The 23,798-nt window shown below is 64.2% G+C and carries 28 protein-coding genes; 21 read left to right on the top strand and 7 right to left on the bottom strand.

What is annotated here, in order from left to right; genetic code table 11:
- The first annotated feature begins 7 nt into the window (after nucleotides 1-7).
- The 3 genes from flgM to AC07VH_RS13505 are packed head-to-tail and all read left to right on the top strand — an operon-like array spanning nucleotide 8 to nucleotide 1,474.
- Entirely contained in the window at nucleotides 8-298 is a 291-nt protein-coding gene (gene flgM / locus AC07VH_RS13515) for a flagellar biosynthesis anti-sigma factor FlgM (RefSeq protein WP_100872639.1), read from the top strand.
- A complete protein-coding gene (gene flgN / locus AC07VH_RS13510) occupies nucleotides 295-735 on the top strand; it encodes a flagellar export chaperone FlgN (protein ID WP_494789091.1) in 441 nt (146 codons plus the stop codon). The genes flgM and flgN overlap by 4 nt, the downstream gene beginning before the upstream one ends.
- Complete coding sequence (locus AC07VH_RS13505) at nucleotides 722-1,474, top strand: glycoside hydrolase family 73 protein (protein ID WP_494789090.1); 753 nt, start codon at nucleotides 722-724, stop codon at nucleotides 1,472-1,474. The genes flgN and AC07VH_RS13505 overlap by 14 nt, the downstream gene beginning before the upstream one ends.
- 7 nt (nucleotides 1,475-1,481) lie before the next feature.
- Here the strand turns inward: AC07VH_RS13505 and flgA are convergent, their stop codons facing one another.
- Nucleotides 1,482-2,078 (bottom strand): flagellar basal body P-ring formation chaperone FlgA, encoded by a 597-nt coding sequence (gene flgA, locus AC07VH_RS13500; protein ID WP_475415830.1) that lies wholly within the window; start codon nucleotides 2,076-2,078, stop codon nucleotides 1,482-1,484.
- A gap of 305 nt (nucleotides 2,079-2,383) precedes the next feature.
- Between flgA and flgB the strand changes: the two genes are divergently transcribed.
- From flgB to AC07VH_RS13430, 14 genes are all read left to right on the top strand, one after another.
- Complete coding sequence (gene flgB, locus AC07VH_RS13495; RefSeq protein ID WP_034758109.1) at nucleotides 2,384-2,746, top strand: flagellar basal body rod protein FlgB; 363 nt, start codon at nucleotides 2,384-2,386, stop codon at nucleotides 2,744-2,746.
- 8 nt (nucleotides 2,747-2,754) lie between these two features.
- Entirely contained in the window at nucleotides 2,755-3,171 is a 417-nt protein-coding gene (gene flgC / locus AC07VH_RS13490; RefSeq protein WP_034757795.1) for a flagellar basal body rod protein FlgC, read from the top strand.
- Between the two features lie 3 nt (nucleotides 3,172-3,174).
- Nucleotides 3,175-3,828 (top strand): flagellar hook capping FlgD N-terminal domain-containing protein, encoded by a 654-nt coding sequence (locus AC07VH_RS13485; protein WP_475415829.1) that lies wholly within the window; start codon nucleotides 3,175-3,177, stop codon nucleotides 3,826-3,828.
- A gap of 58 nt (nucleotides 3,829-3,886) precedes the next feature.
- Nucleotides 3,887-5,065: a flagellar hook protein FlgE gene (locus AC07VH_RS13480; protein ID WP_475415828.1), complete on the top strand. Its 1,179-nt coding sequence runs from the start codon at nucleotides 3,887-3,889 to the stop codon at nucleotides 5,063-5,065.
- A gap of 26 nt (nucleotides 5,066-5,091) precedes the next feature.
- Nucleotides 5,092-5,820: a flagellar basal body rod protein FlgF gene (locus AC07VH_RS13475; RefSeq protein WP_475415827.1), complete on the top strand. Its 729-nt coding sequence runs from the start codon at nucleotides 5,092-5,094 to the stop codon at nucleotides 5,818-5,820.
- Between the two features lie 32 nt (nucleotides 5,821-5,852).
- Nucleotides 5,853-6,641, top strand: coding sequence for a flagellar basal-body rod protein FlgG (gene flgG, locus AC07VH_RS13470; protein WP_171985002.1), 789 nt, complete (start codon nucleotides 5,853-5,855; stop codon nucleotides 6,639-6,641).
- On the top strand, nucleotides 6,641-7,315 hold the full coding sequence (gene flgH / locus AC07VH_RS13465) for a flagellar basal body L-ring protein FlgH (protein WP_475418120.1): 675 nt from the start codon (nucleotides 6,641-6,643) through the stop codon (nucleotides 7,313-7,315). Before flgG ends, flgH begins: the two co-directional genes overlap by 1 nt.
- A 9-nt stretch (nucleotides 7,316-7,324) precedes the next feature.
- Nucleotides 7,325-8,437 carry a flagellar basal body P-ring protein FlgI gene (locus tag AC07VH_RS13460; protein WP_475415825.1) on the top strand — a complete coding sequence of 371 codons (1,113 nt, stop codon included), beginning with the start codon at nucleotides 7,325-7,327 and terminating at the stop codon, nucleotides 8,435-8,437.
- Between the two features lie 18 nt (nucleotides 8,438-8,455).
- A complete protein-coding gene (locus AC07VH_RS13455) occupies nucleotides 8,456-8,851 on the top strand; it encodes a rod-binding protein (protein WP_494789089.1) in 396 nt (131 codons plus the stop codon).
- Nucleotides 8,852-8,932: 81 nt separating this feature from the next.
- The gene (gene flgK / locus AC07VH_RS13450; protein WP_475415823.1) at nucleotides 8,933-10,294 is read left to right on the top strand and encodes a flagellar hook-associated protein FlgK; all 1,362 of its coding nucleotides are present in this window, start codon (nucleotides 8,933-8,935) and stop codon (nucleotides 10,292-10,294) included.
- Nucleotides 10,295-10,304: 10 nt separating this feature from the next.
- On the top strand, nucleotides 10,305-11,216 hold the full coding sequence (flgL, locus tag AC07VH_RS13445; protein ID WP_475415822.1) for a flagellar hook-associated protein FlgL: 912 nt from the start codon (nucleotides 10,305-10,307) through the stop codon (nucleotides 11,214-11,216).
- A 5-nt stretch (nucleotides 11,217-11,221) separates the two neighbouring features.
- A complete protein-coding gene (locus tag AC07VH_RS13440) occupies nucleotides 11,222-12,265 on the top strand; it encodes a hypothetical protein (protein WP_489627893.1) in 1,044 nt (347 codons plus the stop codon).
- A gap of 170 nt (nucleotides 12,266-12,435) precedes the next feature.
- Entirely contained in the window at nucleotides 12,436-13,404 is a 969-nt protein-coding gene (locus AC07VH_RS13435; protein WP_475415820.1) for an IS1595 family transposase, read from the top strand.
- A 45-nt stretch (nucleotides 13,405-13,449) separates the two neighbouring features.
- Entirely contained in the window at nucleotides 13,450-14,550 is a 1,101-nt protein-coding gene (locus AC07VH_RS13430) for a glycosyltransferase family 9 protein (RefSeq protein ID WP_494789088.1), read from the top strand.
- On the opposite strand, the gene AC07VH_RS13425 is transcribed toward AC07VH_RS13430, so the two are convergent.
- Together AC07VH_RS13425 and AC07VH_RS13420 are read right to left on the bottom strand one after the other, a co-directional pair.
- Nucleotides 14,535-16,709 carry a putative bifunctional diguanylate cyclase/phosphodiesterase gene (locus AC07VH_RS13425; RefSeq protein WP_475415818.1) on the bottom strand — a complete coding sequence of 725 codons (2,175 nt, stop codon included), beginning with the start codon at nucleotides 16,707-16,709 and terminating at the stop codon, nucleotides 14,535-14,537. The two genes, AC07VH_RS13430 and AC07VH_RS13425, sit on opposite strands and share 16 nt — an antisense overlap.
- A gap of 117 nt (nucleotides 16,710-16,826) precedes the next feature.
- A complete protein-coding gene (locus tag AC07VH_RS13420; RefSeq protein ID WP_494789087.1) occupies nucleotides 16,827-17,276 on the bottom strand; it encodes a hypothetical protein in 450 nt (149 codons plus the stop codon).
- 193 nt (nucleotides 17,277-17,469) lie between these two features.
- Here AC07VH_RS13420 and AC07VH_RS13415 point away from each other — a divergent pair, with 193 nt between their 5' ends.
- Nucleotides 17,470-17,937: a PACE efflux transporter gene (locus AC07VH_RS13415; protein WP_314608180.1), complete on the top strand. Its 468-nt coding sequence runs from the start codon at nucleotides 17,470-17,472 to the stop codon at nucleotides 17,935-17,937.
- Here AC07VH_RS13415 and AC07VH_RS13410 read toward each other — a convergent pair.
- A complete protein-coding gene (locus AC07VH_RS13410; protein WP_489627898.1) occupies nucleotides 17,913-18,794 on the bottom strand; it encodes a LysR family transcriptional regulator in 882 nt (293 codons plus the stop codon). The genes AC07VH_RS13415 and AC07VH_RS13410 overlap by 25 nt on opposite strands.
- Before the next feature lie 96 nt (nucleotides 18,795-18,890).
- On the opposite strand from AC07VH_RS13410, the gene AC07VH_RS13405 reads away from it, so the two are divergent.
- Entirely contained in the window at nucleotides 18,891-19,094 is a 204-nt protein-coding gene (locus AC07VH_RS13405) for a DUF3460 family protein (protein WP_475415815.1), read from the top strand.
- Nucleotides 19,095-19,100: 6 nt separating this feature from the next.
- Here AC07VH_RS13405 and AC07VH_RS13400 read toward each other — a convergent pair whose 3' ends face one another.
- Together AC07VH_RS13400 and AC07VH_RS13395 are read right to left on the bottom strand one after the other, a co-directional pair.
- Complete coding sequence (locus tag AC07VH_RS13400; RefSeq protein WP_489627899.1) at nucleotides 19,101-19,850, bottom strand: YcbK family protein; 750 nt, start codon at nucleotides 19,848-19,850, stop codon at nucleotides 19,101-19,103.
- A 99-nt stretch (nucleotides 19,851-19,949) separates the two neighbouring features.
- On the bottom strand, nucleotides 19,950-20,777 hold the full coding sequence (locus tag AC07VH_RS13395; RefSeq protein ID WP_475415813.1) for an EAL domain-containing protein: 828 nt from the start codon (nucleotides 20,775-20,777) through the stop codon (nucleotides 19,950-19,952).
- Nucleotides 20,778-21,010: 233 nt separating this feature from the next.
- On the opposite strand from AC07VH_RS13395, the gene AC07VH_RS13390 reads away from it, so the two are divergent.
- Nucleotides 21,011-21,823 carry a class II glutamine amidotransferase gene (locus AC07VH_RS13390; RefSeq protein ID WP_494789086.1) on the top strand — a complete coding sequence of 271 codons (813 nt, stop codon included), beginning with the start codon at nucleotides 21,011-21,013 and terminating at the stop codon, nucleotides 21,821-21,823.
- A gap of 77 nt (nucleotides 21,824-21,900) precedes the next feature.
- Here the strand turns inward: AC07VH_RS13390 and AC07VH_RS13385 are convergent, their stop codons facing one another.
- Entirely contained in the window at nucleotides 21,901-22,431 is a 531-nt protein-coding gene (locus AC07VH_RS13385) for a GNAT family N-acetyltransferase (protein WP_070291260.1), read from the bottom strand.
- A gap of 301 nt (nucleotides 22,432-22,732) precedes the next feature.
- Here AC07VH_RS13385 and AC07VH_RS13380 point away from each other — a divergent pair, with 301 nt between their 5' ends.
- Entirely contained in the window at nucleotides 22,733-23,788 is a 1,056-nt protein-coding gene (locus AC07VH_RS13380; RefSeq protein ID WP_494789085.1) for a sulfate ABC transporter substrate-binding protein, read from the top strand.
- Nucleotides 23,789-23,798 lie beyond the last annotated feature (10 nt).

Raw genomic sequence — 23,798 nt, 5'->3', positions numbered from 1 at the left:
ACAACGTATGAAAATCTCCTCCGGCAATACCGGCGCCGCCGTGCGCAGCAGCGCCGTCGCGCCGGCCGAGGCGATCGCCGAGAACGCGGGCGCCGCGGGCGCCATGGCCGGCTCGTCGGCCGGGGCGGAACTGCAATCGGCCGTGCTGCAACCGGCCATGGCCGCCCTGCGCGCCATGCCCGAGATCGACCACGAGCGCGTGGCCATGCTGCGCGATGCGCTGGCCAAGGGCGAATTGCCGTTCGATCCATCGAAGCTGGCGGGCTTGATCCAGCGGTTCCACGGCGGCGAATCGTGACCGCGCCGCGCAAGGGCATCACGCGCCAGGAAGCCGTGCGCCGCGTGCTGCTAGGCATGACGGAAGACCGCGCCGGCTATGCCGCCCTGCAAACCTTATTGGAAGAGCAATTCCAGGCCACCCTGCAGCACCAGAGCGCCCGGCTGACGGCGCTGGCCGACCAGGTCATCGCCGCCGTCGAACCGCTCGACGCGCGCCGCCGGCAACGGGTCAGCCTGGTCACCGCCCTGCTGGGCCCGCAAGGCGATATGGCGCAATTGTTTGCGCTGTTGCAACAAGACGCGCGTACGACCGCCCAGCGCGACTGGGCCGCGCTCGAACAGATGGTGCTCGAATGCAAGCGCCTGAATGCCCGCAACAGCGATTTATTAACAGAGCAGTACAGCATCATGCAGCGCGTGCTGCATGGCGAGGAAGATACGTATGCGCCAGGCTGATTTCCTGACCACCCGCGCCACGGCGGCGACGCCATCGACGGCGGCGACCCATGCCGTGCAAAGCAATATGCGCGCCACCGACGCCACCGCCTCCGGCGGCAGCTTTGGCAGCGTGTTCCGGCAAGTGCAGGGCGAAGTGGCCCGCTTCATCGAACAGGGCGGCGGCAATGCCACCAGCCTGAGCCCGCAAGGACGCGCCTACCTGGAGCAGAGCCAGCCTGTGAATGTGCTGGGCGCCATCAGCCAGGGCGGCGAGATCGGTGAAACGCAGCAGCAATTCCTCGCCTCGATCAAGCCATGGACGCAGGAAACGGGCGCGCGCCTGGGCGTGGCGCCGGAAATCGTTGCCGCCCACGCGGCGCTGGAATCGGGCTGGGGCCAGCGTCCGCTGCGCCAGGGCACGGGCGCGGATACGAATAATTTGTTCGGCATCAAGGCCGGCGGGAAATGGCAGGGCGACGTGGCCAGCAATGTCACCACCGAATACGAAGCGGGCAGCGGCACGGCCCTGAAGAAAACGGAGCGCTTCCGCAGCTATCCGGACCAGGCCAGCGCCTTCCGCGACTATGCGCAGGTGTTGCTCGACAACCCGCGCTACCGCGCCGCCCTGAACACGGGCGCCGATGCGGGCGCCTTCGCGCAAGGCTTGGCGCGCGGCGGCTATGCCACCGATCCCAACTACGCCGCCAAGCTGACCCAGCTGGCGACACGGCTGCAGCGCACGGCCGCCGCCGAGTAAGTTTCCCTCAACGGCCGGGAAGTTCGGCCGGTTCCACCACGCCCGCATCGACCACCCTGGCACGTATCACCGTGCCGCTGGTGGCGTTGCGCACGCGGATCAGCTCGCCCAGCGCGCCCGGGTCCATCGCTTCGCCGGCCATGCTCACTTCCACCTGTTCCTTGCGCGCCACGATATTCACCGCACTGCCCCGCTTGACCAGCACGGGCGACGCCAGCTGCCCTTGCCGCAGCACTTCGCCCGTACGCAAGCTGCGCCGGCTCGACAGGCCAACGGCGCCGGGCAAGGAAGAAATGCTGTCCGGCACCATCGTCACGTCGCGCCGCGCCATCGTCACGTCGCCCGCCTGCAGCGGCGTATTCGCCGTGACGGGGGCGCTGGTGACGGCCACTTGCGCCGTGATGCTGCCGCGCGCCAGCATTTCATAGCGCCATCCGTTGCTTCCAGGACACACCGCGACAAAGCGCATGCGCTGCGCCGAGCGGCTGTCCGCCGTTTCCAGCGTGACGGGCGCCGCGCACGCCGGCACGGGGCGCGTGCTTTTCACGACGGCCACTTGAAACTGCGGTTCCAGCAATCCTGCCGTGGCCGCCTGCTGTGCCAATTGCTCCCGCGCCAACTGTTCCACACGTGAAAATATATTGTCGGCTGGCAATTCTGCGCGACCTGCACTACTATATAGGCTGGTCAGTAAAAAGAGACCAGGAAGCAGTATGTAGCGACATTGCGCCTTGTTCCACATCACGGAATAGTTCTCAAAGTAAATCATTGCTAACCTTAATCAAAGATACTGAAGCGGCATGACCTTACCATGCGTCAACATGACCAGGCTGGGATTTTACCTCTGCACCACCTATTTTCTGGCCCGAACCGCAAAAAGCACGATCGAATTCAATACAAAGGATGACCATGGGGATTAATTTCAAGGATGCGCTGGGCGTGCACGCCGATGCGCTCGCGCTGCGCGCCGACCGTACACGCGTGCTGGCGGCCAACATCGCCAATGAAAACACGCCCGGCTTCCAAGCCATGGACATGGATTTCGGCAGCGCCCTGCAGCAGCTGCAGGACAACGAGGCCGGCCTGCTGTCGACCGATGACGACGCCAGCGCCCTGTACCGCGTTCCCTACCACCCCAGCCGCGACGGCAATACCGTCGAAATCGGCGTGGAGCAGGCGGCGTTCTCGCAGAATGCCACCGACTTCCAGACCAGCCTCACTTTCGTCAACATGAAACTGAAGGGGCTGTCCAAGGCCATTTCCGGACAATAAGGATCAGCATGAGCTTCCAGGATATTTCCAAGATCGCCGGTTCGGCGATGGCGGCGCAAACCGTGCGCCTCAATACCATCGCCAGCAACCTGGCCAATGCCGATTCCGTTGCCGGTTCCGAAGGCGAGACCTACCGCGCGCGCAAACCCGTGTTTGCGGCCGTGATGGATGGCCCCGGCGCCAGCGGCGCCGGCGGACGGGTTCAGGTGCTCGACGTGGTGCAAAGCGATGAGCCGCTGCGCAAGGTGTATGAACCGGGCCACCCGATGGCCAATGCCGATGGCATGGTGTTCTACCCCAACGTCAATCAGGTTGCCGAGATGACCGACATGATGTCGGCGTCGCGCGCCTTTGAAACGAATGTCGAAGTTCTGGGCCGTATCAAGTCGATGCAGCAATCGCTCCTCAAATTAGGTGAAGCATAATCCATGGAAACCAATCTCTTTACAAATAACACCAGCGGCAGCAACAACGGCAGCAATGCCGTCAAGTCGCAAGGCAATGCCACCCAGGACATGTTCACCAAATTGCTGGTTGCGCAGATCAAGAACCAGGATCCCCTCGCGCCGACCGACCCGAGCCAGTTCGTCAATCAATTGACGCAGCAGGCGCAGACGGAAGCGATGCAAAACCTGTCGGCGCTGACCAGCGCCAATGCCAGCGTGCTGCAATCGATGCAAGTGCTGGCCCTGGGCGCGCAAGTGGGTTCCGAAGTCATGGTCAACAGCGACACGGTGCAGCTCGACAAGAGCAAGGTCAGCGGCAGCATCGCGCTGGCCGCCGGCACCACCAAGACCACGGTGACCCTGAAAGGCATCGACGACAAGGAATACAAGATCGAACTGGGCGCCAAGGGAGCCGGCACGGTGCCGTTCACGATCGACCCCGTCGCGCTGGGCTTGCCTGCCGGCACCTACAGCATGAAGGTCAGCACCAGCGGCACCGAAAAGCCGACGGTCGACATCGCAGGCAAGCTCAACAGCGTGCGCCTGTCGTCCGGCGGCAGCATGATCCTGAGCGTGTCGAACCTGGGCGAAGTCAACCCTGGCGCGATCACCGGTTTCAACGGCAAGACGGCTTGATCCGCCCTTTCCTTCGTTTCCTGAACACTAATATCGTCCTTCACTAAAGGAAATCAACATGAGTTTCGACATCGCCCTGTCCGGTATCCAGTCCATCAACCAGCAGTTGAACAGCACCAGTAACAATATCGCCAATGCCGGCACCTACGGCTTCAAGAGCAGCCGCGCCAACTTTTCGGCCATGTATGCCGGTTCGCGCGCCACGGGCACGGAAATCGGCTCGCTGACGCAAAGCATGTCGCTCAATGGCGGCGTGCTGAACACGGGCCGGGCGCTCGACGCGGCCATCGACGGCCGCGGCTATTTCGTCACGCGCGATGCGCAAAACACCATGACCTACAGCCGCGTCGGCATCTTTTCGGCCAGCAATGATGGCAAGCTGATCGACTCGAACGGCCGCCTGGTGCAGGGTTATGCCGCCGTCAAGGGCACCACCACCCTGGGCACCATGGGCGACATGCTCATTCCGACGGGCCAGATTCCCGCCGTGGCAACGACCAAGCTGGCGTATGCGGCCAATATGTCGTCCGAATGGGCCGTGAAAACCCCGCCTTTCAGCAAGACCAATGAACTGAGCTACAACAGCGCCAAATCCTCGATCGTCTACGATTCGCTGGGCGCCAAGCACTCGCTGGGCCAGTACTTCGTCAAGACGGCGACGGGCGTGGACGTGCACTACACCTTCGACAACGCCGACGTGACGCCGGTAACGAGCATGACCTTCGACACGAACGGCAAGCTGGTGACGGGCGCGTCCGCCTCGCCAGTGCTGCCGACGCCGCCTGGCGCGGCGCCGATGACGGTCGCCATCGATTACACGGGCACGACCCAGTTCGCCGGCGAGGCGACGACCTCGACCGACCGCGCCGACGGCTATGCCTCGGGCACCTACACGGGCGTGGAACTGGCCGACGACGGCTCCGTCGTGGCGAAGTACACGAACGGCCAAAAGCAGAGCATCGGCGTGATCGCCCTGGCCACCTTCCCCGACGAAGGCGCGCTGACGGCCGTCAACGATACCAGCTGGGTCGCCTCGACCACCTCCGGCACCGCCATGTATGACCGCCCGGGCGTGGGCATGGCCGGCAAACTGGTGACGAGCTCGCTGGAACAGTCGAACGTCGACATCACCTCGGAACTGGTGGGCCTGATGACGTCGCAGCGTAACTACCAGGCGAACTCGAAGGTCATCTCGACCGAGAACGCCATGCTGCAATCGCTGATGCAAGCGCTGTAATCCACGATACGCAAAGGTAAAGAGCAATGGATGCGCTGATTTATACCGCCATGAGCGGGGCCGACCGCGCCCTGCGGGCACAGCAGGTACACGCCAACAATCTGGCCAATATCGAGACGGGCGGCTTTCGCGCCAACCTGGAAGTGTCCACTGCCCAGCCGCTGCAAAACGGCTATGGCTACGACGACCGCCACATGACGCAGACGCAGTCGAGCGCCGTCGGCACGCGCACGGGCACCATCAAGGAAACGGGACGCGAACTCGACGTGGCCGTCACGGGCCCCGGCTTTCTCGCGGTGCAATGGCAAAACGGCGAAGCCTACACGCGCGCCGGCGCCATGGACCTCGATGAGACGGGCGCGCTGACCATCAACGGCCGGCCCGTGCTGGGCGAAGGCGGCCCCATCACGATTCCCGAGCACACCAGCCTGTCGATCGGCGCCGATGGCACGATTTCCATCCAGGTGCCGGGGACGGCGCAGATGCAGACCGTCGACAAGCTCAAGCTGGTCAATGCGGAAGCGGGCGAGCTGACGAAGAACGAGGCGGGCCTGATCGTGGCGCGCGGCGGCGAAGACTTGCAGGCCGATCCGGCGGTGCGCCTGCGCGACCGTCACCTGGAAGGCAGCAACGTCTCTGCCGTCGAGGAAATGGTCGCCACCATGAGCCTGAACCGCAGTTTCGAGATGCAGATGAAAATTTTCAAGGCCAGCGACGCGATGACCGAGTCCGGCAACCGCCTGCTGGGCGCCTAAGCCCAACGCCAACCAATTACCAGGAGTAAATCATGAATCCAGCAATGTGGATCAGCAAGACCGGCGTGCAGGCGCAGGACGCCAAACTGCAAGCCATCGCGAACAACCTGGCCAACGTCAATACCGTTGGCTTCAAGCGCGACCGCGTCGTCTTCGAAGACCTGTTCTACCAGGTCGAGCAGCAGCCGGGCACGCAGCGCGCCGACAATACCCTGTCGCCATCGGGCGTACAGTTGGGTAACGGCACGCACATGGTGGGCACGCAAAAGGTGTTTACCACGGGCAGCCTGCAAACGACGAGCCGCGAATTCGACGTCGCCATCACCGGCAACGGCTTCCTGCAGGTGCTGCGCCCGAACGGCGAAGCGGCCTACACGCGCGCCGGCCAGCTGGGCATCAATGAAAACGGCGTGATGGTCAACGCCCAGGGCTTGCCGCTGGTGCCGCAGATCACCGTGCCGAACAACGCCACGGCGATCACCATCGGCGAAAACGGCATGGTCACGGCCACCGTGCCGGGCAATGTCAACGGCACCCAGCTGGGCCAGCTGAACCTGTCCAGCTTCGTCAACCCGACGGGCCTGCTGGCACTCGGTGAAAACCTGTTCCAGGAAACGGCATCGAGCGGCACGCCGACGGAAGGCCGTCCCGGCGAAGGCGCCCTGGGCAAGCTGAAACAGTTCGCGCTGGAAGGCTCGAACGTGCAGGTGGTCGAGGAGATGGTCGACATGATCGCGGCCCAGCGCACCTATGAAATGAACACCAAGGTGCTGTCGGCCGCCGACAATATGCTGCAATACCTGGCGCAAGCGGCACGCTGATGACAGTCGCCATGAAAGCCACGGCGGCCCTGCTGCTGGTGCTGGGCGCCGGTTGCGCCAGCCGGCCGGCCGCGCCGGTGGCGCCCAGCTTTTCCGATACGCCGCTGCCCGTGGCGCCGCGCAGCGCCGCGCGCGGCGGCGTGGGCGGCGGCGTCTTCAATGCCGATGCGGGCCTGGACCTGATCTCGGACAGCCGCGCCTTCCGCGTGGGCGACGTCGTCACGGTGGCCCTGCAGGAAACCACGCAGGCGAGCAAGAAGGCCGGCACCTCGTTCAACAAGGGCTCGTCCGTCGGCGTGAATGCGGCCAACATCCTCGGCAAGACCTTCCCGAAGACGGGCATCGACCTGTCGGCCGACCGCAACTTCGCCGGCGACTCGACCAGCACGCAGCAAAATGCGCTGTCCGGCGCCATCACCGTGATCGTGCAGGAAGTGCTGCCGAACGGCTTGCTGCGCGTGCAGGGCGAAAAAACGCTGACCCTGAACCAGGGCGAGGAATTCGTGCGCCTGCGCGGCTACCTGCGCGCGGCCGACATCGATTCGAACAACCAGGTCTCGTCCTTGCGCATCGCCAATGCACAGATCGCCTATTCCGGCCAGGGCACCCTGGCCGAAGCCAATACACCAGGCTGGCTGACGCGCTTCTTCGTCGGCCCATGGATGCCGTTTTAAGGTGAGCTCATGAAATTTCGTTCCGCCCTGCCCCTGGCAGCCATGCTGGCCGCGCTCTCCGGCCTCGCCCTGCCCGCCAGCGCCGCGCAAGTGCTGCGCAACCTGGTCAGCATCGAAGGCGTGCGCGACAACCCGCTGGTCGGCTATGGCCTCGTCGTGGGCCTGAACGGCAGCGGCGACACCACCCAGGTGAAGTTTTCCAGCCAGTCCGTGGTCAACATGCTCAAGCAGTTCGGCGTGAAGATGCCGGACGGCGCCGAAGCGAAAAGCAAGAACGTCGCCACCGTCATGGTCAGCGCCGTATTTCCACCAGGATACCGCCGCGGCCAGGCCATCGACGTCACCGTCTCCTCCCTGGGCGACGCGAAAAGCTTGCGCGGCGGCACCTTGCTGCTGACGCCATTGCGCGCGGCCGACAATGAAACGTATGCGCTGGCGCAAGGCAACGTCGTCGTCGGCGGCCTCAACGCCACTGGCAAGAGCGGCTCGTCCGTCACCGTCAACACCCCCACCTCGGGCCGCATTCCCAACGGCGCCAACATCGAGCGCGAGATTCTCAGCGATTTCTCCACCAAGCCGACCGTCACCCTGAACTTGCGCCACCCGCATTTCGAGACGGCCATCAATATCGTCGAAGCCGTCAACCGCCGCTTCGGCGCCGTCGCCACCACGCGCGACGCCACCAGCGTGGAAGTGCTGGCGCCGGAAAACCCGACCCAGCGCGTGGCCTTCATGGCCAAGCTCGAAGCGCTCTCCGTCGACGTGGGCGTCGATACGCCGAAAGTGGTGTTCAATTCGCGCACCGGCACCGTGGTCATCGCCGAAGGCTTGCGCGTCAAGGCCGCCGCCGTCACGCACGGCTCGCTGAAAGTGGTCATTTCGGAAAGCTCGGCCGTCAGCCAGCCGGCGCCGTTCGGCCGCGGCCAGACCACCGTCACGCCGCAGTCGAAAGTGTCCGTCGACCAGGGCAACGGCAATATGTTCAAATGGCCGGCCGGCGCCAAGCTGCAGTCGATCATCGACGTCGTCAACAGCCTGGGCGCCTCGCCCGACGACATCATGGCAATTCTGCAAGCCCTCGACCAGGCCGGCGCCATCGAGGGCGAACTGGTGGTCATCTAACGTGGCACTGAAAGCGGAATGGAAATGAATGTAAACGACAGCAGCAGCGCCCTGCCCTCGGCGCTCGACGACCGCTCCCCTGCGGCAGCCACGCCGGCCGATCCCCGCTATGCGGCCAAGGCCACCGAGGCGGCCGTCAAGTTCGAAGCCTTCTTCATCTCGCACATGCTGCGCCAGATGCGTTCGGGCACGCGCGAGATGGCGGGCGAGGACAGCGTCTTCAAGGACCCCGTCAACAGCGACATGCTGGAAATGGCCGACAATCTGGTGGCCGACAAGATGGCCGGCCAGCGCGCGTTCGGCATCGCCGACGCCATCCTGCGCCAGCTGCTGCCGCCTGCCGGCGCTCCCGTGGCGGCCCGTGGCGCTGTCAAGACCGACAATATTGCAGCGCCGCTTAATAAATCCGTCTGAAGCGTCGCCTGTACAAGGTAACAACGAATCAATGCCTGCCCACCCGCACGCGCCACTCTCTTCACGAAAGAAACTTGCCCAATGAGCATCATCAGCAATGCATTGTCAGGCAGCATCGCCGCCCAGGCCGCACTCAACGCGGCCAGCCAGAACATCGCCAACCTGCAAACGGCGGGCTACACGCGCCAGGGCGTGCTGTTGTCCTCGCTTGGCGCCGGCGTGGGCGTGCGCTCGGCCGGCAATGGCGTGGAAGTGTCCGCCCTGCTGCGCTTTGCCGATGCCTATAAGAGCCAGCAAATGTGGCGCGCCGCGTCCGATCAGGGCGCCCGGTCGCAGACCCAGCCTTACCTGACCCAGCTCGAGCGGGTGATGGGCGACGACGCTTCCAGCATCAGCAACGGCATCGACGGCTTTTTCGCCGCCCTGAACGCCTCGGCCGTCGACCCGACGTCGACGCCGCTGCGCCAGCAGATCGTCACCTCCGCCGACGCCATGGCGCAGCGCTTCAACAGCATCAGCACCGTCATGAGCAACCAGTTGCTGTCGGTGCAGCAGCAACGCTCGGCGATCGTGCCGCAAGCCAATACCACGCTGGCGAATATCGCCGCGCTGAACCAGCGCATCAGCACGTCCACGGCGGCGGGCACGAATGTGTCGTCGCTGATGGATGCGCGCGACCAGCTGATCGATGGCCTGGCCTCGCAAATGGGTATCGAAGTGCTCGACCAGCCGGACGGCTCGCGCAATGTCTCGCTGAAGTCGGGCCAGCCGCTGGTCATCGGCAGCCTGGCCGGCACCCTGAGCAGCAACATGACGAACACGGGCGAACAAACCCTGAGTCTCGATTTCGCCAAGTCGACGTACACCCTCGACCCGGTGGCCATCGGCGGCCAGATGGGCGGCCTGGGCGAGTTCGAGCAAAACACCCTGAAACCGCTGCAGCAGTCGCTGCAAGACATGGCAACCCAGCTGACCAGCAAGGTCAACGCGCAGCTGGCCCTGGGCAAGACCATGGCTGGCACGGCCGGCGGTCCCCTGCTGGTCTACGCGAATGGCAAGTTGAGCATTACCCCCGGCTTCAACGCCAAGGACCTGGCCCTGTCGCTGACGGGCCAGGCCGGCGACAGCGGCAACTTGCAAAAATTGATCGAAATCAAGAATCAGCCGATCACCGTCAGCTGGGTGGGTTCTGTCCTGATGAGCGACGCGGATACGCAGCTGGTCGGCAAGCTGGGCATCTACAGCCAGCAGAACCAGTCCTTGCTGAAGACGGCCAACACGGTGCGCTCGCAAGCGATCGACGACTGGAAATCGACCAGCGGCGTGAACAAGGATGAAGAAGCGATGAGCCTGGTCGAATTCCAGAATATGTATCAAGCAAACATGAAAGTCATTTCCGTGGCGAACAGCTTGTTTGACGCCACCTTGCAAATGATGGGTTAAGGAGAAGATCATGCGTGTCGCCAGTAGCCAGTACCAATCGCTGATCAATATTTCGCTTCAGCAAAATCAGGAACGCATCAACTTCCTGACCCAGCAGATGTCGTCGGGCCTGCGCATCCAGCTGCCATCGGACGATCCGATCGGCAACGTGCGCATTTCGCGCCTGACGCGCGAGCAAGCCATGGTCACCCAGTACCAGGACAATATCGCCACGGTCAAAGTGCGCCTGCTGAAGAATGAAAACTACCTGTCGAGCATGGTCACCGACATGGGCCAGGCGCGCGACCTGCTCGTGTGGGCCGCCGACGGCAGCAATACGCCGGGCGACCTGAACGCGATGACGCAATCGCTGACGGCCATGCGCGACAGCGTGCTGTACACGGCCAACCTGAAGGACCAGGAAGGCCGCTACATGTTTTCCGGCACCGCCACCGACCAGCCAGCGATCAAGTACGACCCGGCGGCGGCCGTCGGCTCGCGCTACAGCTACATCGGCAATACCGACACGCAAACCGTGGTGGTCGGCAATGGCGTGACGCAGGCGGCCAACGTCGACGTGAAGAACCTGGAAGTATGGCTCAACAAGATCGACCAGGTCGTCGCCACCCTCGGTGCGCCGGGCGTGAACCCCAACGATCCGGCCGTGCGCGCCATCGTCAACGACGGCCTCGGCGGCACCGATGACGGCATGGATTTACTCTCAGGCAAGATCGCCATCTTCGGCGGCGCGCAAAACATCCTTACCACGCTGTCGGGCAACCTGGCCAATGTCTCGCTGTCGAACAATTCGGCCCTGCTGGACCTGAAAAAGACCGACATGGGCGCGGCGGCCATTGAACTGACCGGCTACCAGACGGCCCTGCAGGCAACATACAAGGCCTACGCCAAGGTTGGCACTATTTCCCTGTTTGATCTTCTCTGACCATCATGCAAATCGTTCAGACCTCCTCCTCTTCCGGCGTCAATGCCAAAGGCGCCGGCACCGCCCGCGTCGTCGATGACGCGTCCGCCGCCATCAACGGCAGCGCCAGCGCGCGCAGCGAGGCGCCGGCGGCGAAGAGGTCGACGGCGAGCCTGCAGCGTGGCCTGAGCAACTGGGATCACCAGTTGCAGGGGGAGATTTCCAACGCGCAGCAAACACTCGATTACCTGGAACGCAGCAGCAGCCAGCTGCAGGCGCTGAAAAGCGAGCTGGCGGCCAAGCTGGCCGCGCGCCAGGGCCGCGAAGGGCAAGTCGAGGCAAGAGTGCGCCAGTTCAGCAATACCTGGCGCCAGCGCGCCAGCGCCTCGGGTGGCACGCTCGACGCACAGCTCAGCTATACCAGCCCGCAGGCGGCACAGCAGCAATTCAGCATCCGCGGCCTGACCATGGCCAGCCTGCAGGAAGGCCCGCAGGAAGTGCTGGCGTTTTCCGTGGGCGGCGCGAACCAGGCCTTGCGCTCGGTCAATATCGAGCCTGGCCTGAGCGCGAACGAAATCGTCTCGCGCTTCGACCGCGCCCTCATGCCGTCAGGCATCAGCGTCAAGCAGGGCGAGAACGGCGAACTAGTGTTCAGCACGCCGGAAGCGGCCTGGGCCAACGTGCGCGACAGCCTGTCCGTGCGCGGCAGCGGCATCCGCTACCCGACCGGCCAGATGAGCCGCGTGCGCACGGATGCGGAGCCGGCCGCCATCGCCCCGGAAGAATGGAATACGGGCGACGTGGAAGCCCTGCGCGCCACCCTGCAGCAAGTGGTGCAGGCGCTGGCGCAGCTGCAGGCGGCGCGCAGCGCCGTCAGCCTGGCCCTGGCGCAGGCGACGGGACGGGTCGCCCGCGCACAACCGGTGCAGGTGAACGTCAGCATGGATACCCTGGCGGAAAACTTCACGCAAAAGGCCAGCGAGCCCGGCTACGAATCGCTGCTGGCGATCAGCTCGGCATTGGTCGGCATCAGCCGCGAAAGAGTCGTCGCCCTGCTGGGCCTGGAATAAGCGCTCTTCGCCCGTGCGCCGCCCTGGCGCACGCGGCAATAATGGGGCACGCCCCCTGGCTCAGGACGGTGAAAATCCGTAGGCTCTGTCCCCGACAAATAGGGGAACTCAAGGAATCTTCCCCAGCCCCGGCTGTCTGACTGTTCATATCAGACAAACGGGAGCCTTCCATGCAGCCAGCCGAATGGAAAACCTTCATCGCCCAGTTTGCCGCACTGAGCCGTCGCCAGCGTCTGGCGAGCACTGCTCTGCTGCGCGGGGCAGGATCGCAGAACGCCGTCGTGGCACTGGTCGAAAGCGTGGCCCGGCAGCGGCTACACTGTCCCGCCTGCAACAGCAGCCATGCGCACCGGCACGGTCATGCGCACGGACTGCAGCGCTACCGTTGCGTGCCGTGCGGGCGCACCTTCAATGCGCTCACCGGCACGCCGCTGGCCCGCTTGCGCCACAAGACATTGTGGCTCGACTACGCCGACTGCCTGCTCGAGTCGGCTTCCGTGCGCAAGGCAGCAAGCCAGCTGGGCGTGCACCGCAACACCGCCTTTCGCTGGCGTCACCGGTTTTTAAGCCTGGCCAAGACGGACCGGCCCCATTGCCTGCATGGCATCGCCGAAGCGGACGAGCTGTATGTGCTGGAGTCAGAAAAGGGCGCGCGGCATCTGACGCGGCCGGCGCGCCGCCGTGGTGGCCATGCCCACAAGCGCGGCATTTCAAGTGAACAAGTCTGCATCCTGGTGGCGCGTGACCGCACGGGACAAACCCTCGATTTCGTCGCGGGAAAAGGGGCGCTGACCAAGGCGCAGCTGCATGCTTGCCTGCCACCCGTGATCGACAAGGACGTCTTGCTGATGACCGACGGCCACGCTGCCTATCGCGCCTTCGCGCGTGAAGCGGGCATCAGTCACCAGGCCGTCAACTTGCGTGCCGGCATCCGCGTGCAGGGCGCCGCCCACGTGCAGAACGTCAACGCGTATCACAGCCGCTTGCGCGGCTGGCTGCGCATCTTCCATGGCGTGGCCAGCCGTTATCTGCCGAATTACCTGGGGTGGCGCTGGATACTGGACGCCGGGCGCATCCGCTCCCCAGAAACATTATTGAAGGCAACGCTGGGAGAGTTCCCACATTTGACGGTGACATAGCCAATCCGTAAGATGCTGCTGTCGCCATCCACTTCCGGAGTTTCCTTGATAAAAACCGCCGCCCGGCTGATCAGCTATGCCCTGCTGGGCAAATCCGGCAAGCAGCCCCTCGATATTGCCAAGGTGCACAAGGTACTGATTTTGCGCAATGACAAGATCGGCGACATGATCGTCACCTCGGCCCTGCTGCGCGAGCTGAAGAAAAACTATCCGCACTGGCAGATCGACGTGGCCGCCAGCAGCGCCAACCGCGATGTCATCGCCGACAACCCGCACGTGAACGAGATCCTCATCTGGGACAAGCAGCCGCTGCTGCGCGACTTGCGCACCACCATCGCCGACCTGCGCCGGCGCCGCTACGACGTCATCTTCAATCCCTACAACCGCTTTTCGATTCCCTTGCTGCTGCGTATCAAATGGCTCGGTGCGCGCTACTTGACGGGCTTTGCCATTCCCAAGTACGGCACCTCGACGGCGAAGCTGGGCATGTTCGACCATACGGTGCCATGCGACCGCAGCCGCCACATCCTGCACAGCTTTTTCGCCACGTTCGAACAATTTGGCTTGCGCGACATCGATATGCGCTACGAACTGTTCGGCGTGGACACGCACGCGGCCCGGGTCGATGCCGCCTGCGACACCCTGCTGCGCACGCATGCAGGCTTGTTTTGCCTCAATTTTCAGGGCAGCAATGCGCAGCGCACGGTCAGCGTGGCCGACGCCCAGCGCTGCTGCGCCGCCCTGGCGGCACGCTATCCGCGCCATGCGCTGCTGGTGATCGCCGCGCCGGGCACCGAGGCGCGCGCCGCCGAGATCGTGCGCGGCGCCGGCCATGCCAACGTGATGCGCGCGCCCACCACCGGCCACATCCTGGAACTGGCGGCCCTGATCCGGCGCTGCGAACTGGTGCTATCGCCCGACACGTCGGTGATCCACATCGCCTCGGCGTACGACAAGAAAATCGTCGGCTACTACATCCGCACCGACAACTACCGCTGGTTCTATCCGGCCAGCCGCCATTACCGCGTCATCCTGGCGCCGGGCCTGACCCTGGCCTCGGTCAGCGATGCCGAGACGCTGGCCGCCGTGGAAGAGCTGATGGAAGGCGGCGGGCAGACGCAGGAGACGCTTCAGGCCGCCGGCTGAGACGCCAGCAGGCGGTCCATCTGCCCCGCCGGCAGCGCGCGCGAGAAGAAATAGCCCTGCGCATAGTCGCAGCCGGCGGCGCGCAGCAGATCGCGCTGCGACGCCGTCTCCACGCCTTCGGCCACGACCTTCAGCCCCAGCCGCTGCGCCAGCGCGATGATCGCCTCGCACAGGCCCTGCCCGGCGCCCTCGCGCCCCAGCTCGCCGACCAGGGAACGGCCGATCTTGAGAAAATCGATATCGGCCTTCTTGATGCACGCGAGCGACACCTGCCCGCTGCCGAAATCGTCGAGCGCCAGGGCCAGGCCCATGGCGCGGAACTGGCGCAGGCGGTCGACCACCTGGCGCCCCTCGTCGAGCAGCACCGCTTCCCTCGCCTCGATGGCGATGGCGCCCGGCGCCAGCCCCTGGCGCGCCAGATGGCCGCCCCAGTCCTGGTATAGCGCGGCGTCGCAGCGAAATTCCATCGCCGACTTGTTGATGCAGATCTGGAACGCAGGGCCATATTCATCCTGCCACAGCCGCGCCTGGCGCACGACCTGGCGAAACACCCACTCGCCGATATCGATGATCAGGCCGTTCGCCTCGGCAAAGGCGATGAAATCGGCGGGCACCAGCAAGCCGCGCAGCGGATGGCGCCAGCGCAGCAGCGCCTCGGCCCGTTCGATGGCCCCATCGCGCAGGCGGATGATGGGCTGGTAGTGCACTTCGAACTGGTCCTGCGCCAGCGCCAGGCGCATCTCGCGCACCGTGCTGCGGCGCAGTTCGGCCGCCTGCTGCAAGGCCGGCGTGAAATAGCTGTAGCCGTTGCGCCCCGCACTCTTGGCCGCGTACATGGCCTGGTCGGCATGCCGCAGCAAGGCGTCCGGCGACTCGGCGTCGGCCGGATACAGGGCCACGCCCACGCTGGCCGACACTTGCGCCGTGTCGCCGTCGAGCATGAAAGGCAGGGCCAGCGCGGCCGTCAGTTCCTGCAGCACGCGCTCGATGCCGCCCAGCTGTCCCACGCCGGCCAGGATGACGGTAAATTCGTCGCCCCCCAGCCGCGCCACCGTATCCGTGGCGCGCACGCGCTCGCTGATGCGGCGCGCCGCCTGGCGCAGCAGCATGTCGCCCTTCTCGTGGCCGAGACGGTCATTCACCTGCTTGAAATGGTCGAGGTCGATGAACAGCAGGGCCAGGCAGGCGCCCTCGCGTTTGGCATGGGCCGCCTCATGCTGCAAGCGGTCGAGAAACATGTGGCGGTTCGGCAAGCCCGTCAGCTGGTCGAAATTGGCTTGCCGCCAGATGCGCTCGGACGCCGCGCGCTGCGCCGTGATGTCGCTGACCAGCGCCAGCGCGCCCAGATAGGTGCCGCTGGAATCGAAGATGGGGTTGGTGGCCAGGGTGGCCCACAAGGTGCTGCCGTCACGCCGCAGGAACTTGAATTCGTGGCGCTCGACAATGCCATCCTGGCGCCGCGCAATGTTGCGCTCCAGGATGGCGCGCCCCTCCTCATCCATGAAGGCGGCCAGCGGCTGGCCCAGCATATCCTCGATCTGGCAATCGAGCATGTGCGCCATCTTCGGATTGACAAAGCTCGTCAGCGCCTGCGCATCGATTTCCCAGATGCCCTCCTCGGCGCTGTGCACGATGCGCCGGAAACGCTCTTCGCTGCGTTCGAGCGCGGCCAGCTTGCCCTCGGCCTGCTCCAGCACCAGGCGCAGCGCCTGGCCGTTCGGATCGGCGCTGCCCAGCAGGCTGACGGGCAAGCTGGCCTCGCGCGCGCCGGGACGCGGCGGCGGCAGCTGCACCTGCAGCTGGATACGCTCGGGCTCGCTGCTATTGAGCACGCGCTGCACGAACCGCTCGTAATCGTGGCGGAACGCTTCGTGGACAAAGGAACGGAACAGCACGTGGCCGGGATGCCCGCGCGCCAGGCCGAACAGTTCGGCCGCCACCAGGTTGACCTGCAGGATCACGCCATCGAGGCCCAGCACGAAATAGGCGACGGGCGCGAGCAGGTATAAATCGTTGAAATAGGCTTGCTCGCGTTCGGCCTTCATCCGTTCCGGACTGAAGACGCCATCGTCAAGCAGGGGCGCGACGTGCCGCGGCACGCCGTCGTGGACGCGCGGGGAGGAATCCGGAGCAGGTACTGCTGACGGTGGTGTGTCCATGGCTATCCTTTGCACCGCCGCCCTGGCAAACAGGTGGGTGCAGTAGCGAGACTAGCACGCGTCACGCGCAGTGTCGAGCCATGCCTGCCGCGGATAACGTTTCCACAACAAAGCCGGTCAGCGGCCCTGCCCCATACCGCGCCGGCGCAAGCCGAAATCATGGCCGACCACCAGCAAGGTGCTGGCCACCAGGCTGGACAGTCCCACGATCAGCTGGATCAGCTTATCGTCAGGCAATATCCACAAGGACGAAGCGGGTGTCTCGCAACCCGTGGCCGCGCTGATCAGGGGAGACACCCAGGCCGCGTCCGGCGTCACGTCGAGCACGACGGCGCCGTCGGCGCTCGTCTGCATATAGATGTCGCCCCCCTCGGCCAGGGTAAAGCAGATGCCCACGCCCGTTTCCGTGGCGCGGATATTGTCCTGCATGCTGCGGTTATGTTCCTCGATCCACACTTCCACGTCGTACGGCGTCTCCAGGTGCTCCCACGGGCGGGGGCGGAAACGGGGACGTTCGTCCGCGCCGGCGGGGGTATCGGGGATGTTGCTGTCTGCTGCGCCTTGCATGCTCGTGACCTTTTCTGCGGTGATGTTCTGCGGTGATGCGCGGGAGCGTTGGCCCGCCAGCCGCCATTATCCCTCGTTCGCAGGCAATATGCGATTACGCGCATCAACACATCAGGAAAACTGACAGCTATCAACTTTTAACATCAGCATGACTGACTTAAAATACGCGCCATCTCTTCTTTACAGGCTTTACATGCAAGGCATCAAACGCAAAATCGTCTACGTCACCGCCTTTGAAATCATTGGCATGGCCATTTCCACGGCCTGGCTGACCCTGCTTTCGGGCGAGTCGCCCACCAGCACGGGCCCGCTGGCCATCATGATCACCACCATCGCCGTGATCTGGAACCTGCTCTACAACACGGCGTTCGAATACTGGGAAATCCGCCAGGTATCGCGCACGCGCACCGTCTGGCGCCGCATCCTGCATGCGATCGGCTTCCAGATCACGCTCGTCATCTACCTGATCCCGCTGATCGCCTGGTGGCTCGACATCAGCCTGTGGCAAGCCTTCGTGCTGGACTTCGCGCTGATGCTGATCATCCCCTGCTACAGCTTCATCTTCAACTACTTCTTCGACGGCCTGTTCGGCGTGCCCCTGTCGGCGCAGCAGCCGAAGGAAGAGCCCAGCGACGTTCAGGCCGCTTCGCTGAGCAACTGAAGAAAGGACCGCGCCGCCATGCCCAGCGGCCGGTCCTTCATCCACACCAGGTGGATGGGCACGACCAGGCCATTACCCGTATTCTTGAACGCCACGCGGCGCACGCGCCCCGCCGCCAGCGAGTCCTGGATGGCCGAGGCGGCGAAGTTGCCCCAGCCCAGCCCCGCTTCCACCATCGCCAGCGCCATCGGCAAGCTGTCCGTGCGCCAGTAGGACAGCCCCACCACGGGGCGCGCATCGGCCAGGTCGAGTTCCCGGCTGGCGACGATGATCTGGCGCAAATTCACCAATTCCTCGATATACAGGGGCCGGCCCGCCGCGTCGGGCGGATGCTGGGTGGAGATAATCGCCAGCAAGGCATCGCTGCCCACCAGCTGGAACTGTTCCTCGTGATTGATGCGCCCGCCGGCAAAGGCCATGCAGGCGCTGATGCGGCCCCGGTGCAGCATGTCGAGCACGTCGTCCTGCGGCGCCGTCAGCACCTCGATGTCGAGCAGCGGATGGCGCTGCGACAGCGCGCGCACGGCGGCGAGAAAAGGCGCATGGTCGAGTTCGGCCGCGATACCCAGCGAAATGCGGCTTTCCAGCCCCTGCGACAATTCCTGCACGTGCAGGTGCAACTGCTTCAGCTGCTCGGCGATCAGGCGCGCGTGGGGCAGCAGCGCCATCGCGGCCGGCGTGGGCACGGCTTCGCGCGCGCCCCGGTCGAACAGGGCGATGCCCAGTTCCGCCTCGATGTTGGCCATCGCCATGCTGACGGCCGACGGCGCCCGGCGCAAGGCGCGCGCGGCGGCCGAGAACGAGCCGCCGTCGACGACGGCCAGGAACAGTTCGATGTTATGGCTGGAGAGTTTCATGGGAAGGGGAAATGGGAAGCGTGGGAAGCTGGAAACGGGCGACGCGTTCCTGCCGCCGGCGATAGAATGGCAGAAATCTCGATAGCAGGAGGGGCCATGACTCGTCCACTTCCCTACCGCCGCGGCGGCTATGTCTCGGAGTTTACCCGCTTTATCGACGGCTATCTGCGCGAGCATCCCGAAGCGCAAACCAGCCAGCGCCTGGGCTGGCGCATTTACTGGGAACGCCCCGTGAATTTCGATGAATGGCGGCGCACCAGCACCGATAGCGTGCCGGAGCCGCCGTATCACTACGATTAGAAAGCCTTAGCCTTTCCAAACGCGCTGCAATCCCGTATCCGCATGGATCCAGCCGCCACGGGGTCCCGAGCGGTAATAGAAGCCCACGCCGCCCTGCTTGAAGCTGCGCACCAGCGAACCGAGCACTTCCGCGTTCAGATTCGCCACGCGGATATCGGCGGCGCGGCCCGAGATGTGCAGCGACTGGCGCGCGGCCGGCACGCCCGCTTCGCGCAGCTTGCCATTCGATTCGGCCGTGCGGTAGCCCGACAGGATCTCCAGCGGCTGCTCGATGCCGTAGCGGGCCACGAACGCTTGCGTGCCCCACAGGGTTTCCAGCAGTTTCGGGTCGATGGGCGCCGTCTTCTTGCCGTTCACGTCGCGCAGCAGGTGGCACAGTTCCTGGTAGGCCGAATCGATGACTTCGCCATCTTTCCAGTACAGCAATTTCGCCTTTTCATTGCTGGCCGGGCGCACCACTTCCAGGGTGCGGGGCTTGAGCCAGAATTCCAGGTCCAGCGCCTGCGCATCGAAGATGTCGGGTGGCGGTTCCAGTTCCGTGATCGCCTGGCGCGACTGCGCGGTGATCGAGCGGTCGACGCTGGCCAGCTGCGTCGGCTGGGGCGGCACGCCCGTGCGCGGCGCGCGCGGCTTGGCGCTGGCCGAAGCCGCGGCGGGAGCGGCCGTGCGCGAGGCGCAGCCGATGAGAGGGGTAGCTACCAGGCCCAGCGCGGCCAGGCCCATACCGTGGTGTAGAAAATTTCTGCGCGATGCCATAGTCAGTCCAATGTAACGATGGGAATACTATAGCGTATTGTGCTGCGAAGAAAAACCCTCAATGCCTATCGTGCCGCCCTCATTTCGACTTCCGGCGCCCTAGGCAGTGGCGGCAACGTCCCGATTTGCCTGCGCCAGCGCCGTCAGGGGCTTGTCCAATAAATATCCCTGGGCCACGATGGGCAAGCCCGTGATGGCGGCGATGCGCTGCAGCGCAGCCAGCGCGGCCGGCGTGTCGAGGCGCTTGAAGATGACGCGTATCTTCGCCGCATGGCACACGCTGACGAAGCTGGCGACGGCCTGCTCGTCGCTGAGGTTACCCGCGTCGAGCTTGAACGCGTGCGGGTGCAAACGTTCCAGCATGCCCGCCGCCTCCTGCACGCTGGCCACGTTGATGGCCAGGCGGAAACCGTTGCGCCGGTAATTGTCGGCCACGTAGTTGAGCAGCCAACCCTGGTTCGGCGTGACCGTCGGCAATTGCAGCACGATGCGCTCGATGGGCAAGCCCAGCGCGTCGAGGATGCGCTGGAAGGCGTGGCCGTGATTGCTGCTGACGGCGCTGAGCAAGCGGTCATGCACGTTCAGGTACAGGTCCGACTGCTCCGCTTCGCCCTGGCGGAAGAAATTAATGGCGTGCAGCATGCGGCACAGCCGGTCCAGCTCCACCGATTCGTCGTCGCTGGCCGCGTGGTCCAGCAAGCGCCACAGCGACAAGCCCTCGTCCGCCTTCGACACGCTGCGCGCCAGCCCCTCGAACGCCACCAGCTTGCCGCTGTCGAGTTCGCGCAGCGGCTGGAAGGCGCTGGTCATGGTGCAATTGAAAAAGCGCCCCAGCGCCCTGCCCTCCCCGTCGAGCCAGACGCTGGTGCCGGCCTGGGTTTGGTGCGACAGGCGGGCCAGGTAGTTTTTCAGGACGGGAAATGGCATACATGCTCCTTCGTAAGGCTGCGCCAGGCTGTCCTCGCGGGAAAAGCGGCGCCAAAGCGTGCAGACTAAGGCAAGGCGAACCAAAGGAGAACGAATGGTTTCGCCATTTGATATGCGTCCAGCACATAAGGGATGCCACGGCCAGCGCATAACGATAGTCGGAAACATTCGTTCCAGCGGCCTGCCCCGGCCTTTACTGTGGGCGTGTACCGATACCATCAGGAAGGGCCGCCATGTGCCAGTTACTCGCAATGAACAGCAGCAAGCCGGCCGCGCTGGAATTTTCCTTTGCCGGCTTTGCCGAGCGGGGCGGCCGCACGGACGAGCACCGCGACGGCTGGGGCATCGCCTATCATTCCAGTAGCGGCTGCACCTTGCTGACAGATCACCTGGCCGCCATCGATTCCCCGCTGGCGGCCCAGGTGCAGCGGCATCCCGTGAAGGCGAAGAACATCGTCGCGCACATCCGCAAGGCCACGCAGGGCCGCATCGCGCCGGAAAACACCCACCCGTTCGCCCGCGAGCTGTGGGGCAAGACCTGGTCCTTCGCCCACAACGGCGACCTCAAAACGTGGCGCGCGCCCGCCAATGCCCACTACCAGGCCAGCGGCGACACGGACAGCGAACAGGCGTTCTGCCACCTGCTGGCCCGTCTGCGCACGCAGTTTCCCGCCGGTGAACCCGCGCGCGCCGACTTGCGCGCCGCCATCGCCGAGGTGGCGCGCGAGATTGCCGCGCACGGCAGCTTCAATTTCATCCTGTCGGACGGCGAGCTGCTGTTTGCCCACTGTTCCACGCATCTGCACTACGTGATCCGCGAATACCCGTTTTCCGTGGCGCACCTGATCGATTGCGAGCGCAGCATCGATTTTCGCCAGCACAACCACCTGGACGACCGCATCGCCGTCATCGCCACGCATCCGCTGACGCAGGACGAAGACTGGCTGGCGTTCGCGCCCGGCGAACTGAAACTGTTTGCCGGCGGCACCTTGCTGCCGGCAAACGATGCCGCGCCGCAAGGCGTGTATATCCAGATCAGCTACTGAAGGGAAACTAAAGGGAAATATTCAAATGGAGGGAAAGGCCCGCCGCCGGATGGGCGGGCTGAAATGCTGGCGGGCCGTCAGGCCGAATTGCAGTTGCAGAAGCGCTTGCGCTTGGGGTCGCCGCTGGCAATGCCCGCGGGGTCAATCTGTTTCCAGCAAAAAATCGTTTCCACGCCATACGGCGAACGCACATTGCCCGCCTCGATATAGCCCTGCTTGACGAAAAAGGCCTGGCTGCTGGCCGTGCTGTGCAGTTGCAGGGCCTTGATGCCCCACTCGCGCGCCTGCGCTTCCAGCTGCTCCACCAGCGCCTTGCCGGCGCCGCGGCCTTGCGCTTCGGGCAGCAGATAGCACAGGGCCAGCTTGCCGGCGCGCGTCAGCAAGCCGACGCCGACGACGGCACCCTGCTCGACTGCGACCAGCGAAAAATTGGTGGGCGACGCGAACCAGCACGCCACCATCTGCGGTGTTTTATTGCCCAGCCAGGCTTCCAGGATGGCCGGATCGTCCCGATGGTCGAGGCTGCAGCATTCGACGATGGAGCGTCGTAATACGTTGCACGCCTCGAAAGCGTCGGTCGATGTTGCAATACGAATTTCAAGACTCATGTACGCTCACAAAATATTCCAGTTGCCGATGCAGGCGGCTTTACCCCTGTATCGTGCGATTCGACTATACACCAAGCGGCGCAATCGGGTTTTTTGCCGCGCGCCACGCGCCGGTTTTGCCTATGGCGCCATGCCTGCAGACTAAGTGCTGATGCGCGCCTTGCCCACGAATGTTTCCAAAAAACGATATCTGTTTTTTAGCGCAAACGGGAATCGGATCTAAGCATATTACGAAAAATTCGTTTCTTTTCCGGCCGGAATTTTAGACTATGACTGTCTATTCTCACAACAAGAGTTCAACATGCCCCATTCCAACGCCGTATCGACTGCCGCAGCGACACTCACCCAACGCTCGCGCCGCTGGTTCCTGGCCAGCGCCCTGGCCGCTTCCGCTGCCGCCATGAGCCTGCCCATGAGCGTGTCCGCCGCCGAACCCGTGGTCTTGCTGAACGCCTCGTACGACGTGATGCGCGAACTGTTCAAGGATGTGAATCCCGCATTTATTGCTGATTGGAAAGCCAAAACGGGCGAAACCATCACCATCAAGCAGTCGCACGGCGGCTCGAGCAAGCAGGCGCGCTCCGTGGCCGACGGCCTGGAAGCGTCCGTCGTAACCATGAACCAGGCCAATGACATCGATATCCTCGTCGACCGCGGCCTCGTGGTGGCCGACTGGGCCAGGAAATTCCCGAACAATGCGACGCCGTTCTATTCCACCATGGTATATCTGGTGCGCAAAGGCAACCCGAAACACATCAAGGATTGGGACGATCTGGCCAAGCCCGGCATCAAGGTCATCGTGCCGAACCCGAAAACCTCGGGCAACGGCCGCTACACCTACCTGGCGGCGTGGGGCTATGCCGTGAAAAAAGGCGGCAGCGAAGCGCAGGCGCGCGATCTGGTGACCAAGCTGTTCAAGAACGTGCCCGTGCTCGACGGCGGCGGCCGCGGCGCCACCACCACCTTCACGCAGCGCGAAATCGGCGACGTGCTGGTGACGTTTGAAAATGAAGTGCAGCTGGTGCGCGCCGAATTCGGCGACAACTTCGAAGTGGTGTATCCAAGCATCTCCATCCTGGCCGAGTCGCCCGTGGCCGTGGTCGACAAGGTGGTCGACCGCCGCGGCATCCGCAAGGAAGCCACGGCCTACCTGCAATACCTGTACTCGGAAGCGGGTCAGGAACTGGTCGCCAAGCACTACCTGCGCCCCCGTTCGGCCGCGGTCGCGAAGAAATACGCGGCCAGCTTCAAGCCGATCACCCTGTTCACCATCGATGACGTGTTTGGCGGCTGGAAACAGGCACAAAAGAAACACTTTGACGATGGCGGCGAGTTCGACAAGATCTATCAGAAGTAATCTGATCTGC

The organism is Janthinobacterium sp. GW821-FHT03C10, assembly GCF_059420865.1.
This window is presented reverse-complemented; position numbering and strand designations above follow the sequence as displayed.

Coding starts and splice junctions, on each gene's coding strand:
- flgM (WP_100872639.1), top strand. CDS start 8: ATGAAAATCTCCTCCGGCAATACCGGCGCCGCCGTGCGCAGCAGCGCC.
- AC07VH_RS13505 (WP_494789090.1), top strand. CDS start 722: ATGCGCCAGGCTGATTTCCTGACCACCCGCGCCACGGCGGCGACGCCA.
- flgB (WP_034758109.1), top strand. CDS start 2,384: ATGGGGATTAATTTCAAGGATGCGCTGGGCGTGCACGCCGATGCGCTC.
- flgC (WP_034757795.1), top strand. CDS start 2,755: ATGAGCTTCCAGGATATTTCCAAGATCGCCGGTTCGGCGATGGCGGCG.
- AC07VH_RS13485 (WP_475415829.1), top strand. CDS start 3,175: ATGGAAACCAATCTCTTTACAAATAACACCAGCGGCAGCAACAACGGC.
- AC07VH_RS13480 (WP_475415828.1), top strand. CDS start 3,887: ATGAGTTTCGACATCGCCCTGTCCGGTATCCAGTCCATCAACCAGCAG.
- AC07VH_RS13475 (WP_475415827.1), top strand. CDS start 5,092: ATGGATGCGCTGATTTATACCGCCATGAGCGGGGCCGACCGCGCCCTG.
- flgG (WP_171985002.1), top strand. CDS start 5,853: ATGAATCCAGCAATGTGGATCAGCAAGACCGGCGTGCAGGCGCAGGAC.
- flgH (WP_475418120.1), top strand. CDS start 6,641: ATGACAGTCGCCATGAAAGCCACGGCGGCCCTGCTGCTGGTGCTGGGC.
- AC07VH_RS13460 (WP_475415825.1), top strand. CDS start 7,325: ATGAAATTTCGTTCCGCCCTGCCCCTGGCAGCCATGCTGGCCGCGCTC.
- AC07VH_RS13455 (WP_494789089.1), top strand. CDS start 8,456: ATGGAAATGAATGTAAACGACAGCAGCAGCGCCCTGCCCTCGGCGCTC.
- flgK (WP_475415823.1), top strand. CDS start 8,933: ATGAGCATCATCAGCAATGCATTGTCAGGCAGCATCGCCGCCCAGGCC.
- flgL (WP_475415822.1), top strand. CDS start 10,305: ATGCGTGTCGCCAGTAGCCAGTACCAATCGCTGATCAATATTTCGCTT.
- AC07VH_RS13440 (WP_489627893.1), top strand. CDS start 11,222: ATGCAAATCGTTCAGACCTCCTCCTCTTCCGGCGTCAATGCCAAAGGC.
- AC07VH_RS13435 (WP_475415820.1), top strand. CDS start 12,436: ATGCAGCCAGCCGAATGGAAAACCTTCATCGCCCAGTTTGCCGCACTG.
- AC07VH_RS13425 (WP_475415818.1), bottom strand. CDS start 16,709: ATGGACACACCACCGTCAGCAGTACCTGCTCCGGATTCCTCCCCGCGC.
- AC07VH_RS13420 (WP_494789087.1), bottom strand. CDS start 17,276: ATGCAAGGCGCAGCAGACAGCAACATCCCCGATACCCCCGCCGGCGCG.
- AC07VH_RS13415 (WP_314608180.1), top strand. CDS start 17,470: ATGCAAGGCATCAAACGCAAAATCGTCTACGTCACCGCCTTTGAAATC.
- AC07VH_RS13410 (WP_489627898.1), bottom strand. CDS start 18,794: ATGAAACTCTCCAGCCATAACATCGAACTGTTCCTGGCCGTCGTCGAC.
- AC07VH_RS13405 (WP_475415815.1), top strand. CDS start 18,891: ATGACTCGTCCACTTCCCTACCGCCGCGGCGGCTATGTCTCGGAGTTT.
- AC07VH_RS13400 (WP_489627899.1), bottom strand. CDS start 19,850: ATGGCATCGCGCAGAAATTTTCTACACCACGGTATGGGCCTGGCCGCG.
- AC07VH_RS13395 (WP_475415813.1), bottom strand. CDS start 20,777: ATGCCATTTCCCGTCCTGAAAAACTACCTGGCCCGCCTGTCGCACCAA.
- AC07VH_RS13390 (WP_494789086.1), top strand. CDS start 21,011: ATGTGCCAGTTACTCGCAATGAACAGCAGCAAGCCGGCCGCGCTGGAA.
- AC07VH_RS13385 (WP_070291260.1), bottom strand. CDS start 22,431: ATGAGTCTTGAAATTCGTATTGCAACATCGACCGACGCTTTCGAGGCG.
- AC07VH_RS13380 (WP_494789085.1), top strand. CDS start 22,733: ATGCCCCATTCCAACGCCGTATCGACTGCCGCAGCGACACTCACCCAA.